Origin of the sequence: Methylobacterium iners, assembly GCF_022179305.1 — a bacterium.
Taxonomy (GTDB): domain Bacteria; phylum Pseudomonadota; class Alphaproteobacteria; order Rhizobiales; family Beijerinckiaceae; genus Methylobacterium; species Methylobacterium iners.
The window spans coordinates 39925-54413 of sequence record NZ_BPQP01000006.1 but is presented as its reverse complement, the minus strand read 5'-3'; the positions used below and the strand labels follow the sequence as shown (position 1 = coordinate 54413).

The window sequence follows — 14489 nt, the reverse complement described above, 5'->3', positions numbered from 1 at the left end:
TGCCTCCGCAGCAGGGTCACCCAGCCACCCCCACCTCCCACTCCTCCCCACAAGGGGGAGGAGGGTTGCCGCGCTTCTCCTTCACCGCTGTGCTTTCCACGAGAGAACGTCACTGCCTTCATGACAGGCGAACCGCACGAGGCCGCCGAACCGGATTCGGACACCCTCCTCGATCCAGGCCCCGGCCGCGGTCGGGCGAATGCCGAGCGGACCTGCCTCGTCACGCGCAAGGCGCAGAACCCCGCCGGCCTGATCCGCTTCGTGCTCTCGCCCGAGGGGGTCGTGGTGCCGGACCTGCGCGCCAAGCTGCCCGGGCGCGGGGCCTGGCTCACAGCGACCCGCGCCACGGTCGAGACGGCAATCAAGCGGCGGTTGTTTCAGCGGGCCTTCAAGACCAAGGACGCCGCGGCGCCGGCCGACCTGGCCGACCAGGTCGCGGCAGGGCTGCGCGCGGATCTGCGCCAGGGCCTGGCGCTCGCCAACAAGGCGGGCTGCGTCGTGGCCGGCTTCTCGAAGGTCGAGGCGGCGATCGGCGACAAGGCGGGGATCGCCGCCCTGATCCACGCCTCGGACGGCAGCGCCGACGGCCGGCGCAAGCTCGCCCAAGCATTGCACCGGCGGCATGGGGATGCCATATCCCGGTTCCCGGTCATCGACGACTTGTCCGAAGCCGAATTGGACATGGCCTTGGGCCGGGATCATGTGATACATGCGGCCCTCGTCGCAGGAGTCGGTGGTACCGGCTGCCTCGCGCGTTGGCGTCGGCATCGCACTTTCGAGGGCGGCGCGACGACATTCGAGGAGGCCGGTTCCGCCCGCGATGGGCAAGCCGCCTCCCCTCTGCACGACGACGCAGTGACGGCTTTACCCGGCGCACAGAAGTTTGCCGGTCCACGGGACGATGGAAACCCTCAGGGTTTGGACTGAATGAGCGATACGAACAACCCGGGCGACAAGACATCGGACAGGGCTCCCAGGAAGCCGCTGTCGCTGAAGCGCCCGATCGAGCAGGGCATCGTGCGGCAGAGCTTCTCCCATGGCCGCACGAAGCAGGTCATGGTCGAGACGGTGAAGCGTCGGGTCATCGGCGCGGCTCCGGCCGCTGCCCCCGCCCGCGAGACCACGCCGGTCGCGCCCTCGCGTGCCGCGCCGCCTCCGGCCGCGCCCGCGACGCCGCCCCGCCCGGCCCAGCGTCCCGCCTCCGGCGTCGTCCTGCGCACGCTGAGCGAGCAGGAGCGCGACGCCCGCGCCGCCGCCCTCGCCGACGCCCAGCGCCGTGAGGCGGAATCCCGCCAGCGCGCCGAGGCCGAGGCTGCCGCCCAGCGCGCGCAGGAAGCGGCGGAGGCCCGCGAGCGCGAGGCCGCCGAGGCCCGCAAGCGCGAAGAGGAGCGCCGTCGGGAGGAGGAGCGCCGCCGCCTGACCGAAGAGGCGGCCCAGCGCACCGAGGCCGCGACCGCGCAGACTGCCGCGCTCGCCGCTGCCGAGGCGGCCCCTGCCGCGGCTTCGGCGCCGGTGCCGGCTCCCGCGGCACGTCCTGCCGCACCGGCCCGTCCGGCGGCCGCGGCTCCCGCGCGCCCGCCCCTGACGGCCCGGCCGGCCTCGACGGAGCCCCGCAAGACGATCACGGCCGACACGCGCAAGCCGCGCGACCTCAACTTCATGGCCCGCCCGGCCCCGGTCCCCGAGGTCGAAACGGCGCCGACGGGCGCGACGGCCGCCCGGCCTGCCGGCGCGGCGACGACCGCCCGCGCCCCGGGCCGTCCGGTCGCGGCCGAGGAGGAGAGCGAGCAGAAGCGGGTGATCCGTCGCCCGGGCATGCCGCTCAAGATCATCACGCCGCCCAAGACGCCGAAGCAGCCGGGCGGCGACCGCAACCGCGGCCGCCTCACGATCGCCACGGCGACCTCTGGCGAGGACGAGCGCACGCGCTCCGTCGCCTCGTTCCGCCGACGCCAGCAGCGCATGAGCGGGCACCGGCAGGTCGAGCAGAAGGAGAAACTCTCCCGCGAGGTGACGATCCCGGAGACGATCACGATCCAGGAACTCGCCAACCGCATGTCGGAGCGCGCGGTCGACGTCATCCGCATGCTGATGAAGCAGGGCCAGATCCACAAGATCACGGACGTGATCGACTCGGATTCCGCCCAGCTCATCGCGGAGGAGCTCGGGCACACGGTCCGCCGCGTCGCGGAATCGGACGTCGAGGAAGGCCTCGTGAGCGACGAGCCGGACCTCGAGGAGGATCTCGATCCGCGTCCGCCGGTCGTGACCATCATGGGCCACGTCGACCACGGCAAGACCTCGCTGCTCGATGCGATCCGCAAGACCACCGTGGTCTCGGGCGAGGCCGGCGGCATCACGCAGCATATCGGCGCCTACCAGGTGGCCTCGCCTTCCGGCGACATGATCACCTTCATCGACACGCCCGGCCACGCCGCCTTCACCTCCATGCGCGCCCGCGGCGCCAAGGTGACGGACATCGTCGTGCTCGTGGTCGCCGCCGATGACGGCGTCATGCCCCAGACGGTGGAGGCGATCAGCCACGCCAAGGCCGCCGGCGTGCCGCTGCTCCTGGCGATCAACAAGATCGACAAGCCGGAGGCGAACCCGCAGCGGGTCCGCACCGAGCTCCTGCAGCACGACATCCAGGTCGAGTCCATGGGCGGCGAGACCCTCGAGTTCGAGGTGTCGGCCAAGACCGGCGACGGCCTCCAGGATCTGCTCGAGGGCCTTCAGCTCCAGGCCGAGATCATGAACCTGCGGGCGAACGAGACCCGCGACGGCGAGGGCACGGTCATCGAGGCCAAGCTCGATCGCGGTCGCGGCCCCGTCGCCACCGTCCTCGTCCAGCGCGGCACGCTCTTCACCGGCGACATCGTGGTGGCCGGGGCGGAGTGGGGCCGGGTGCGCGCCCTCATCGACGACAAGGGCGAGAACATCTCGTATGCCGGCCCCTCGGTGCCGGTGGAGGTTCTCGGCTTCAACGGCACGCCGGATGCCGGCGACCGCGTCGTGGTCGTGCCCAACGAGGCCCGCGCCCGCGAGGTCACGGAATACCGCGCCCGCCAGAAGCGCGAGCGGATCGCCGCCCGGACGGGTGGCGCCAACCGCTCGCTCGTCGACATGATGCGCGACCTCAAGGAGGGTGCCGGCCGCAAGGAGCTTCCGCTCGTCGTCAAGGGCGACGTGCAGGGCTCCGTCGAGGCGATCACCGGTGCGCTGGAGAAGGTCGGCAACGACGAGGTCTCGGCGCGCATCCTGCTCTCGGGCGTCGGCGGCATCACCGAGTCGGACATCACGCTGGCCGAGGCCTCGAAGGGCGTGGTGATCGGCTTCAACGTGCGCGCCCACAAGGAAGCGCGCGAGTCGGCCGAGCGCAACGGCGTCGAGATCCGCTACTACAGCATCATCTACGACCTCGTGGACGACATCAAAGCGACGCTGTCGGGCATGCTTCCGCCGACGCTGCGCGAGGAGCGTCTCGGCGAGGCGCAGATCCTGCAGATCTTCGACGTGTCGAAGGTCGGCAAGATCGCAGGCTGCCGCATCACGGACGGCATGGTCCAGCGCGGCGCCCATGTCCGCCTGATCCGCGACGACGTCGTGATCCACGAGGGCAAGCTGGCGCAGCTCAAGCGGCTCAAGGACGACGCCAAGGAGGTCACCTCCGGCTACGAGTGCGGCATGTCCTTCGAGAACTTCCAGGACATGCGGGCCGGCGACGTGATCGAGTGCTACCGGGTCGAGGAGATCCGGCGCACCCTCTGACGCCGAGGGATGCCCAGCATCCGGCGGCTGCAGCGGGCGCTGCAGCCGCCGTTTTCATTTGAAGAACGAAGATCGTCATGGCCCAGAAACCCACCAGCGCAGGTCCTTCGCAGCGCCAGCAGCGCGTCGCCGAGCTGATCCGCCATGCCATCGCGGAGGTGCTCCAGCGCGGCGACGTCCAGGACCCGGTCCTGAGCTCGCACGTCATCACCGTGCCCGAGGTGCGGATGTCGCCGGACCTCAAGATCGCCACGGCCTACATCATGCCGCTCGGCGGCAAGGACGAGGCGCCGGTGATCGCCGCGCTCGATCGCAACCGGAAGGTCCTGCGCCAGGAGGTGGCCCGGCGCGTCAACCTGAAATACGCGCCCGATCTCCGCTTCCGCCGCGACGAGACCTTCGACGAGGCCGGCCGCATCGACGCGCTTCTGCGCTCCGAGAAGGTCCGTCGCGACCTCGAATCCGACACCCCCGACGCCGCCGAGCCCGACGTGCCGACGAGGAATTCATGATCGACGATCCGACCAACGAACCGCCCGACCCGGCCTCGGTCGAGGGCAGGCCGGCGGAGGGCGCGCGTCCGCCCCGCGGCGGCCTGCGCCCGGATCGGCCGAAGAAGCGCGACGTCAACGGCTGGGTCATCCTCGACAAGGGCGTCGGCATGACCTCGACCCACGCGGTCGCGGTGGTAAAGCGCGCCTTCAACGCCAAGAAGGCCGGCCATGCCGGCACCCTCGATCCGCTGGCGTCGGGCATCCTGCCGATCGCCCTGGGCGAGGCGACCAAGACGGTGCCCTTCGTCATGGACGGTCTGAAATCCTACCGCTTCACCGTCACCTGGGGCATCGAGACCGATACGGACGACGCCGAGGGCAGGCCCGTCGCCACGAGCGACGCGCGCCCGAGCCGGGCCGAGGTCGAGGCGGCGCTGCCGCGCTTCGTCGGCGCCATCGAGCAGGTGCCGCCGCGCTATTCCGCGATTAAGGTGGCGGGGGAGCGGGCCTACGACCTCGCCCGCGACGGCGAGATCGTCGAGCTCCTCGCCCGATCCGTGCAGATCGACCGCCTCGCCGTCGTCGACCATGCCGACGGGCGCACGGTGATCGAGGCCGAATGCGGCAAGGGCACCTACGTGCGCGCGCTCGCCCGCGACCTCGGGCGGATGCTGGGCTGCTACGGCCATGTCTCCGCCCTGCGGCGCACGCGGGTCGGCCCGTTCACCGAGGGCGAGGCCTGCAAGGCCGACGCGCTGGAGGCCGGTGCGCCGAACGGAAACGGTGCCCATCTCCGGCCCGTCGAGACCGCGCTGGACGCGGTGCCGGCCGTACCGGTCTCGCGGGACATGGCCCTGCGGCTGATGCGGGGACAGGCCGTGATCCTGCGCGGGCGGGACGCGCCCTCGGAGGGCAAGGCCTTCGCCACCTGCGGCGGCATCCTCGTCGCGGTGGGCGACGTCGAGCGAGGCGAACTCGTCCCGCACCGGGTGTTCCACCTCGGCGGCACCGCGCGTCCCGCCTGAGCCGCGTCCGGATTGGCCGAAGGCTCAAGCCTTGCTTGAGCGCGCGCCGGACCCATGTCTCGCGGTGCAGGGGGCATAGAGCGAGAGTATCGAGCCTTGCGACAGATCCGAACCCACCGCGCGGCGGGCCTTGCCTTTGCAGGGGCGTTCGCCCTGCTGGGGATCGCGCCCGCGGCCTCCCAGTCCCTTCCCGAGATCGACCCGGAAAGGGGGACGATCCTGATCCACGGAAACTATTGCGGGCCGGGCAACCGGGCGCCGCGTCCGCCGATCGACGCCCTGGACCTCGCCTGCCTGCACCACGATTCCTGCTCGCCGCCGCGCGGGCAGATTCCGACCTGCTCCTGCAACAGGCGCCTCCACACGGAGGCGAACCTCGTCGCCGACGATCCCGCGGAGCCGGAGAGCGTTCGCGAGACCGCCGGTTTCATCGCCGATACGGCACTGCTCCTGCCCTGCCGGTGAGGTTCGCGCTCAGGCCTGCGGCAGGTCGGGCGTGATGCCGAGATTGGCGAGACCCTCGCTGAGAAGGTCACCGGCGATGGGAGAGCCGAGGATGGACTCGACCGCCCCCTCGCCGGCCGCCTCCCGTTCGCGGGCGAAGCGGACGGCCTCGCTCCATTCCTCCGGCTCCATGTCGCCGCGGCCGATATAGAGGACGGCCAGGAGGTCGGCGCGCTCGTCGTCGTTCAGCGCGCCGATCATGTCGCGGAGTTCCTCCTCGGTGGCATCGTCCGTGCCCATGACCAGCACGTCCGTCGAGCCGTCGTCGATGGGGTTCGATCCGGAATCCGGGTCGGTCGCCCCTTCCTTCACGTCGACGGCCCGCACGCGCAGGATGATTTCGGTGATCTTGTCGACGGCGATGTCCATGTGGTCTCCTCGGTGCCCTTCGGCGCTGTTCGATGAGCGACAACCGTCGAACGGGTCCGGGAGTTCGCGCGCAGACCCCTGGCGGTCCCCGGTTTCCCTGGTAGAGCTTCCTTCATGTCGAACGAGCTTCCGAACCGCGACATCGCCCGGGCCCTGGTCTTCGACCCGGCCGACCGACTCCTGCTCATCGCCTACGAGGCGGTGAGGCCGATCGATCCGGCGCGGCCGGAGGAGCGGACGTTCTGGTTCATGCCCGGCGGAGGCCTCGAGGCCGGCGAGACCCACGAGGAGGCCTGCCGGCGCGAGCTGTCGGAGGAGATCGGCGTCGTCGACGCGCCGATAGGCCCCTGCGTCGCGACCTGCGACGGAGCCTTCCACCTCTTCCGCAGCGGCCGGTATGCGCGCGAGCGCTACTTCGTCGTCCGCCTTCCGGACGACCGCGTCGACACCGCGCGACTCGCGGAGACCGAGGACAACCCGGTCCTCGGCGTGCGCTGGTGGACGCTCGACGAACTCGCCGCCTCGAACGAGCGGATCGAGCCGAGGGGCCTCGCCGCCCTGGCGCGCCGCGTCGCGGCTGGGGACAGGCCGGCCGCCCCCGTTGCGCTCTCCTGGCAGGGCGCGTGAAAGAGAATCCCAGGCGGCTGATGCAGGCGGAGGAAGGCCCATGTTCCCGGAGAAGCTGACACAGGGGTATCGCTCTTTTCTGGAGGGCCGCCTTCCGAGCGAGGTCCAGCGCTACGCCGCCCTCGCGCAGGGGCAAAATCCCGAGATCCTCCTGATCGGCTGCTGCGACAGCCGGGTCTCGCCCGAGGTCATCTTCGACACCGGTCCTGGCGAGCTCTTCATCGTTCGCAACGTCGCCAACATCGTCCCGCCCTACGAGGAGGGCGGGGAGTACCACGGCACCTCGGCCGCCATCGAGTTCGCCGTGCAGGCGCTCGAAGTGAAGCACATCGTCGTGCTCGGCCATGCGAGCTGCGGCGGCATCAAGGCCTATGCCACCGGGGCCGCCCCGCTCTCGAACAGCAACTTCATCGGCAAATGGGTGTCGCTCGTCGCTCCCGCGGCGGAGCGCGTCGCGGACCGCGATGGCCCGGACTACCTGACGCGCCTCGAATACGCGATGGTCGCCCAGAGCCTCGACAACCTGATGACCTTCCCCTTCGTGCGCGATCGCGTGACAGGCGGGCGGCTCGCGCTGCACGGGGCGCATTTCGGGATCGCGCGCGGCGAGCTCCTTCTCCGGGATCCGAACACGGGCGCCTTCAACCCGGCTACCGACCGGGACGGGCGGGCGCCGACTCCGGCCTCCGGCATGCGCTGTCTCTGAGGAAGTCTGAGGCTCTGCTGCAGGGACGCCTCAGGCGGCTTCCGGGCGACCGGGGCGGCCATGCGCATTCCCTCGCCCCGCCTGCGGGGCGAGGGTAATGCGCGCACAGCCAAGGCGATCGACCGGGCACCGTATCGAAGGATCGCTCCGGTGACGCTCGCGCCCATCCAGGTCCTGCGCGGCTTCGCGGCGCTGCTCGTCGTCGTGCATCACGCGCAGTTCGAGGGCGTGGTGCTCGCCGGCCGGACCAGCCGGAGCTTCGAGCCGAGCACCCTGCTGCCCTGGGCCGCGGGCGTCGACATCTTCTTCGTGATCTCCGGCTTCATCATCGTCCACGCCGCCGCGCCGCTCTACGGCCGCCGAGACGGCCGGCGGCGCTTCCTGGCCCACAGGGTCGCGCGGCTGGTGCCGCTCTACTGGCTGACCACGGCGCTCTACCTCGCGGTGCTTCTCGCCGCCCCTGCCCTTCTGGCAAGCAACGCCGCCCTGGAGCCGGGCTACGTGCTCGCCTCCTTCCTGTTCTGGCCCGCCCTGAGTCCCGACGGGCAGCCCCAGCCCCTCTACTCGCTGGGATGGACGCTCAATTTCGAGATGTTCTTCTACGCGCTGTTCGCGGTGGCGCTGCCATGGGGCCGGCGCATCGCCTTCGCCTGGGTGGCCGCGAGCCTCAGCCTGCTCGTCACCCTTCGGCTGAGCGTGCCGGGCCTGCCGCAGCCGCTCGCCTTCTGGGGTGCTCCCATCGTGCTCGAATTCGCCCTCGGCGCCGCCCTCGGGCTCGCCCGGGCCGAGGGTCTGCGGCTCGCCGCACTGCCCCGGCTGTGCCTCGCGGCCGCGGGGATCGCCTGGTTGATGTCGGTCGCCGGCGAGCCGGATCTCGCGATGCGCCCCCTCGCCTACGGGCTCCCGGGCCTCCTCCTGGTCGCGGCCGCCGGGCTCGGGCCGCCTCGCCGTGGCCCGGAGCCGCTCCCCCTCCGCTGGGGCGTCGGCCTCGGCGATGCCTCCTACGCCCTCTACCTCGCGCACCCCTTCGTCCTGCGCGCCGCCCGCGAGATCCTGCTGCGGACGGGCGCGGGCGCCTGGATCGGCCCCTGGGCCGGGATCGCCCTGATGATCGGCCTCGCGGTGGCGGCCGCCATCCTCGTCCATCACGGCATCGAGCGGAGGCTGACGGCCCATGCCCGCCGGCTCCTCGACCGGCGCCCGGCCGAGCCGCGGCCCGCGTGAGTCCGGTGAAGAGCGCAGGGGCGCCAGTTCCAACCGGCAGAAAACCGATCTAGCCTTCCGCGGCGTACGCTGCCGCAGGGAGGGCCTGCCGTCATGAAGACACTTCTCGTTCCGGTCGCGCTCCACGACGCCCTCGCGTCGGTCTTCGAAACCGCGGCCCTGACGGCGCGGCGCTTCGGCAGCTTGATTGAGGGCGTTTCCCTCCGGCCGGCGCTCGCCGAATACGTGCCCGTCGACATGGTCGGCGGCATGACCTGGCTGCGCGACGAGGAGGCCGACCGCGCCGAGGCCGAGGCGGCGGGGCAGCGCTTCCTCGACTTCATGGCCAAGGCCGGCATCCCCGAAGCCGCCGACGGCCCCTGCAGCCCGGCGAGCGCGGGAACCGTGGGGCCGCGCTACCGCTGGCGGCCGGACGTGCCGGCGGGCGACGCCTTCCTCGGCCAACACGCTCGCCTCTTCACGGCGACGGTGGTGGGCCGGCCGGGCAGCGAGGACCGCGCCCCGCGGATGACCACCTTCGAGACCGCCCTGTTCGAGAGCGGCCGCCCCATCCTGCTGGCCCCGCCGGTCGCGCCGGCGACGCTGGGCGAGGCGGTCCTAATCGCCTGGAACGGCTCCACCGAGACGGCGCGGGCCGTCGCCTTCGCGATGCCCTTCCTGCGCGGGGCCAAGCGCATCCGCGTCCTCAGCGTCGAGGGCGGCATGGTGCCGGGGCCCAGCGCCGAGGAACTCGCCCGGGCGCTCGCCTGCGAGGGGATCGTCGCGGACCATCGCGCCCTGCCGGCCGGACGCCGGACGCCGGGCGAGGTCTACCTCACGGAGGCCGCGGAGTACGGCTGCGACCTGCTGATCAAGGGCGCCTACACGCAGAGCCGCCTGCGCCAGATGATCTTCGGCGGTCCGACGAGCCACCTCCTGAGTCACGCCGGGGTCCCGATGCTGATGGCGCATTGAGCGCGGCGCAGGGCGGCACCCGCGCCGTCCGACCCTGGCGGGGTTGCCGGGACCCTCGATCCCACGCTCAACGTCGCGGGGCGCCGGCCTCCATGCGCCTCGCTCCTCACCGCAGGACCCCCATGAACCTCTGGCTTCGGCTTCTCTGGCTCGTCGCGAGCGCCTTCTGGCGGCCGCGCCTCGCCGTTCCCTTCGTGGTGTCGCGGTTGCGCTTCCGGGTCTGGCCGCACGATCTCGACACCTCGCTCCACATGAACAACGGCCGCTACTGGACGATCATGGATCTCGGCCGGACGGATCTCATGGTCCGCTCGGGCCTCTGGCGCGCCGTGCTGCGGCAGGGCTGGACGCCGGTGGTGAGCGCCGGCCAGATCCGCTTCCGCCGCGAGCTGCGGCCGTTCCAGACCTTCCGGCTCGAGACCCGGCTGCGCTTCTGGGATGAGCGGCGCTTTGTGATGGAGCATCGCATGCTCATGGAGGACGACACCGTCGCCGCCGTGGCCCTGGTGCAGGCCGGCCTCTACGACCGGCGCACGCGCACCTTCATCCCCGTCGCCAAGCTCCTCCAGCTCGTCGGCGCCTCGGCCGAGAGCCCGCCCCTGGCGCCGGAGATCGAGGCCTTCCTCACGGCGGAGGATACCTTGCGCCGGGCCACCGCCGCCGCCTGAGCGGCGCGTGATTCATGGGAACGACCACCAGCATCATCGGCTTCGACTCGGCCTGGACCGACAACGCCCGAGCGCCGGGAGCGATCTGCGCCATTCGAACCGACCCGGGCGGCCACCGCTCCCTGGTGCCGCCGACGCTCGTCACTTTCGATCAGGCGCTTGCGTTCATCCAGGCCGAGGCGCGCCTCACCGACCTCCGCATCCTCGCCATCGATCAGCCGACGATCGTGCCGAACGGGACCGGCATGCGGCCGGTCGACCGGGTCGCGGCATCCGTGATCGCCTGGCTCGGCGGCGGCGTGCAGCCGGCCAACCGCTCCAAGACCGGCATGTTCGACGACGCGGCGCCGATCTGGCGCTTCAGGGAGAGCCTCGGCGCCAACGAGAATCCGGAGGTTTCGCGCAGCGCGACCGAGGGGCTGTTCCTGATGGAGGTCTTCCCCGCGCTGGCTCTTCCCTCCCTCGACGACGCGTTCTGCGGCCGCCGAAGCGGCCCGCGCTACAATCCGGCGCGCCGCAAGACGTTCCAGCTCGCAAGCTGGCGGGCCGTCGTCGCCACCCTTCGCCGCCAGGCCGAGATGGAGGACATCGCCGGCCTCGCGGCCTGGGCCGCGCCCCTCGCCGAATCCCCCCGGCCGCGAAAGGCCGACCAGGATCGCCTCGACGCCGTCCTCTGCGCCCTGATCGGACTCCACTGGCGCACGAAGCCCCGCCAGACCGTGATCATGATCGGCGACCGCACGGCCGGCTACATGGTCGCTCCGGCAAGCGCCGACATCCGCGCTCGGCTCGAAACGGCCGCAACCGCCGTCGGCGTGCCGGTAGATGCCGATCGTCCGGTCGTCGCAACCCCGGACTAGGTCGATCCCACGTCGGTCTCCGGACTGGGCCGTACTGTCTCCGAAGCTCCACGGGAGCGATGCCTCGCTCCGCGTCCCGTTGCACCCTCCCGCCGCTTGCGGTAGGACTTGCCTCGGTCAGCACCCGTAGCTCAGCTGGATAGAGCGTTGCCCTCCGAAGGTGGAGGACCCGGCTCTCTGATGAGCTAAGTGCCTCCAGATTCATCAATAGCTTAGCGCTCTAGCGTCCAAACCTTCGGCGTTAGAAAGCCCGTAGCGGCGCAAATGGGCCACATCGGGGTGCGGAAGGTGCCTTCGAGCCACCCCTTAAGGACTGCACCGGAACTGCTGGAGTCAGTCCGATCCTACCAAGATGGCGAAGTCCTTGAAAACAGTTCGTGCCGACTTGGGGGTGCCTCTGTGCTCACAATTATTCAACTCAGACCCTTGGCGCGCGACCATAAGAATCAAATTAGAAATCCAGGCGTGGCTGTGTTGCTAGCCTGAAGGCAGGCGTCGTGCGGGCGCTCCGCAATCCGCATCCGCAAGCATCAGGCCTTCAGGATGGCCCAGCCCTGAGAGCCGAGGCTCACCTGCGCATTCGGTGTTCCTGCTTGCCTCACGACAGCCTCTCCTGCTTCGACGGAGCGTGCACCCGGCGCCGGGAGTAGCACGCCTTCTTCGGCGAGGTTCAGGGAAAGGAGAAGGCGTCGCGTTTCGTCTCCAACTGACAGCACGAGTTGCGCGTTCGTTAGGTGCAGCGTCCGCGTGCGGGCCAGGTGCAGCCAAGCATGGCGCCGCCGCAGGGCGATCAGCGTTTGGTGCAAGCGGTAGATCGGCCAGCCGTAGGGGGCGAGGCCGGCAGGCGTTTCCGGAAAGACTGGCCGGATCGCGTCGTCCCCACCGATGCGGTCTTCTTTCAAACCCCGGAAGGCCTGCTCGTCGCCCGCATAGATCGAAGGGGTGCCGCCGCAGACGAGCAGGATGGCAAGGGCATGGGGGAGATGGCGTTCATCGACGATGCGGCTCGCGATCCGCGTGACGTCGTGGTTGCCCACAAAGGTGAGCGGCACGAACGCGTCGAGGAAGCCGTTGTGGCGATCGAGTGCATGGGCCACCTCGAACAGGTTGCAGTCGTTAAGCGCGCTCCAGATGGCTTTCCAGAGCTCATACTGGGTCACCGAATCCATGCCGGTGTCGCGCACGAGTGCGGCGTAGTCGCCGTGGATCACCTCACCAACGATGTAGGCGTCAGGGTGGACCGAACGAACGCGCCTTATGACGCCGGACCAGAAGCGCCGCGGCACAGCATAGGCTGCATCGAGGCGCCAGCCGTCGATACCACGGTTGAGCCAATGCTTCATGATAGAGGCAACGTGGTCCGCTACCTCAGGCTCATCATGATTTAGGGTTATGAGCTGCCGGTGCCCCTCGAAGCAGGCGTAGTCCGGTTCAATTCCAGGGGCGGTGCCGCGCGGCCAAGACAGCCGAAACCATTTGGCTCGGGCCGCTTGAGGACCACGATGCAGAACGTCCTGAAAGGCGGGGTGATCGCGCCCCACGTGGTTGAATACGCCATCGAGGAGGATTCTGAGGCCGCGAGCCTGAGCCGCCTCAACGAGGGCATTAAAGTCCGTATCATCGCCGAGGCGCGGGTCGATCTGAAAGTGGTCGATCGTGTCGTAGCCGTGTGTCGACGCTGCGAAGATGGGCCCTAGCGCTAAGCCCGAAACACCAAGCTCGACCGCATAGTCGAGCCAAGCGTGCAGGTGAGGCAAGCGGTGGATGACAGGTGCGCCAGCAGCGAGCTCTGGCTCAGCTCCAACGAAGCCGAGGGGATAGACGTGCCACCAGACAGCATGTTCAATCCAGGCAGGCACCAAAGATCCTCGATCGTTCAGAAGCAGAAAAACACGATTTCAACCTCGATAGTTGCTGCGCCGAACCACTTCCGTTCTCCTGATTGCAGGCTTCGCTCACGCGCTCCGGCGTCCTGTGACGTTGGCGAGCAGCGCTCATCATTGAGCTCGAACAGGTTGCTGTCGTTGAGCGCGGTCCAGGTCGCTTCCCGGAGCTCATACTTGGTTACCGCATCCATGCCGGTGTCGCGACGATGGCGGCATAATCGCGGTGGATGACTTCGCCGACGACGTATGGTCCGGAGGGACCGACCACACGCGTGCCAGCACGTCGGACCAGAAGACCCACCGCACGGTGTAGGCCGCATCAAGGCGCCTGCCATCCACACCGGTCTAGCCGCGAGGGGATGCCGTTGATCGAACCCTGTGTGCGACCGAGCCGTTGAGACGAGCGTTCGCCGTGCCCGTTTAAGGGAATGGGGCTTAGAGGAACCCGACCGATGCACACTGAGGATGCCAGTGCTCGCTACATTGACCTCGATGCCTGGGGAAGCCTCGACGTTCTCCATTCGCTTTGGGAGGGGCAACTGGCGGCGGTCGCCGCAATAGGTCCCGCTTTAGCTGCGATCGCATCGGCGGCCGAGGCGGCTGAAGCACGACTGCGTCATGACGGACGCCTCATCCATGACGGACGCCTCATCTATGTCGGTGCCGGCACATCCGCACGGATCGGCGTTCAGGACGGCGTCGAGCTGCCGCCCACCTTCGATTGGCCGGCGGAGCGATTGAAGTTCGGCATTGCGGGCGGCGACACCGCCATTATGTGCGCCGTAGAGGGCGCTGAGGATTCGACAGAACAGGCCTCCGCTTGGATTGCCGAGTCCCAGACCGGACCTCACGATGTTGTGATCGGTCTTGCTGCCAGTGGCACAACGCCGTTCACGCTGTCAGCCCTGAGATCCGCTCGCGCGAAGGGCGCGCTCACCATCGGCCTCGCGAACAATCCCGACACTCCAATCCTCCATCACTGCGACCATCCGATCTTGGTCGCCACCGGCCGAGAGGCCATTGCGGGATCGACCCGCATGAAAGCCGGCACGGCGCAGAAGATTGTCCTCAATCTTTTGTCGACCCTCATCATGATCCGCCTCGGCCGTGTCTATCGCGGACGGATGGTTGCAATGCGCGCCACCAACCGGAAGCTGCGAGCTCGTAGTGTGGCGATGGTGGCCGAGCTCGCGGGCTGTGACGAACAAGCCGCAGCCCGTGCCAGCGCCGAGGCTGACGGTGACATCAAGCGCGCCGTCTTGATCGCCATGGGATCCAGCCTGGTAGAGGCCAACGCCCTCCTCGACCAACATGACGGCAATCTCCGGCAAGCGATCAATTCTGTGAGCGCGGATCATGCAGTCCTCAATTCCGGCGCTCACAGATGAGCGAGGACGCCTCTAG

Annotated in this window: 15 protein-coding genes; 12 read left to right on the top strand and 3 right to left on the bottom strand. The window is 69.5% G+C overall.

Annotated features, from left to right (window positions below; all coding sequences use genetic code 11):
- The first annotated feature begins 120 nt into the window (after positions 1-120).
- From MFF55_RS02080 to MFF55_RS02060, 5 genes are all read left to right on the top strand, one after another.
- Positions 121-927, top strand: a complete 807-nt coding sequence (locus MFF55_RS02080) for an RNA-binding protein (protein WP_238242418.1) — start codon at positions 121-123, stop codon at positions 925-927.
- A complete protein-coding gene (infB, locus tag MFF55_RS02075; RefSeq protein ID WP_238242417.1) occupies positions 928-3768 on the top strand; it encodes a translation initiation factor IF-2 in 2841 nt (946 codons plus the stop codon).
- 77 nt (positions 3769-3845) lie between these two features.
- Positions 3846-4280 (top strand): 30S ribosome-binding factor RbfA, encoded by a 435-nt coding sequence (rbfA, locus tag MFF55_RS02070; RefSeq protein WP_238242416.1) that lies wholly within the window; start codon positions 3846-3848, stop codon positions 4278-4280.
- Positions 4277-5287 (top strand): tRNA pseudouridine(55) synthase TruB, encoded by a 1011-nt coding sequence (gene truB, locus MFF55_RS02065; protein WP_238242415.1) that lies wholly within the window; start codon positions 4277-4279, stop codon positions 5285-5287. The genes rbfA and truB overlap by 4 nt, the downstream gene beginning before the upstream one ends.
- A gap of 96 nt (positions 5288-5383) precedes the next feature.
- Positions 5384-5752: a phospholipase A2 family protein gene (locus MFF55_RS02060; protein WP_238242414.1), complete on the top strand. Its 369-nt coding sequence runs from the start codon at positions 5384-5386 to the stop codon at positions 5750-5752.
- A 9-nt stretch (positions 5753-5761) separates the two neighbouring features.
- Here the strand turns inward: MFF55_RS02060 and MFF55_RS02055 are convergent, their stop codons facing one another.
- Positions 5762-6160: a DUF3775 domain-containing protein gene (locus MFF55_RS02055; RefSeq protein ID WP_238242413.1), complete on the bottom strand. Its 399-nt coding sequence runs from the start codon at positions 6158-6160 to the stop codon at positions 5762-5764.
- Between the two features lie 114 nt (positions 6161-6274).
- Between MFF55_RS02055 and MFF55_RS02050 the strand changes: the two genes are divergently transcribed.
- The 6 genes from MFF55_RS02050 to MFF55_RS02025 all read left to right on the top strand — a co-directional run bounded on the left by MFF55_RS02050 (position 6275) and on the right by MFF55_RS02025 (position 11199).
- Complete coding sequence (locus MFF55_RS02050) at positions 6275-6787, top strand: NUDIX hydrolase (RefSeq protein WP_238242412.1); 513 nt, start codon at positions 6275-6277, stop codon at positions 6785-6787.
- A 40-nt stretch (positions 6788-6827) separates the two neighbouring features.
- Positions 6828-7493, top strand: a complete 666-nt coding sequence (locus tag MFF55_RS02045) for a carbonic anhydrase (RefSeq protein ID WP_238242411.1) — start codon at positions 6828-6830, stop codon at positions 7491-7493.
- A 60-nt stretch (positions 7494-7553) separates the two neighbouring features.
- Positions 7554-8717: an acyltransferase family protein gene (locus tag MFF55_RS02040; protein WP_238242410.1), complete on the top strand. Its 1164-nt coding sequence runs from the start codon at positions 7554-7556 to the stop codon at positions 8715-8717.
- Between the two features lie 93 nt (positions 8718-8810).
- On the top strand, positions 8811-9671 hold the full coding sequence (locus tag MFF55_RS02035; RefSeq protein WP_238242409.1) for a universal stress protein: 861 nt from the start codon (positions 8811-8813) through the stop codon (positions 9669-9671).
- 122 nt (positions 9672-9793) lie between these two features.
- Positions 9794-10339, top strand: a complete 546-nt coding sequence (locus MFF55_RS02030) for a thioesterase family protein (RefSeq protein ID WP_238242408.1) — start codon at positions 9794-9796, stop codon at positions 10337-10339.
- 14 nt (positions 10340-10353) lie between these two features.
- Positions 10354-11199, top strand: a complete 846-nt coding sequence (locus MFF55_RS02025; RefSeq protein WP_238242407.1) for a DUF429 domain-containing protein — start codon at positions 10354-10356, stop codon at positions 11197-11199.
- A 530-nt stretch (positions 11200-11729) separates the two neighbouring features.
- On the opposite strand, the gene MFF55_RS02020 is transcribed toward MFF55_RS02025, so the two are convergent.
- Complete coding sequence (locus MFF55_RS02020) at positions 11730-13058, bottom strand: alpha-amylase family glycosyl hydrolase (RefSeq protein WP_238242406.1); 1329 nt, start codon at positions 13056-13058, stop codon at positions 11730-11732.
- Positions 13059-13075: 17 nt separating this feature from the next.
- A complete protein-coding gene (locus tag MFF55_RS02015; protein WP_238242405.1) occupies positions 13076-13276 on the bottom strand; it encodes a hypothetical protein in 201 nt (66 codons plus the stop codon).
- Between the two features lie 261 nt (positions 13277-13537).
- Between MFF55_RS02015 and MFF55_RS02010 the strand changes: the two genes are divergently transcribed.
- Positions 13538-14473 carry an N-acetylmuramic acid 6-phosphate etherase gene (locus MFF55_RS02010; RefSeq protein ID WP_238242404.1) on the top strand — a complete coding sequence of 312 codons (936 nt, stop codon included), beginning with the start codon at positions 13538-13540 and terminating at the stop codon, positions 14471-14473.
- Positions 14474-14489 lie beyond the last annotated feature (16 nt).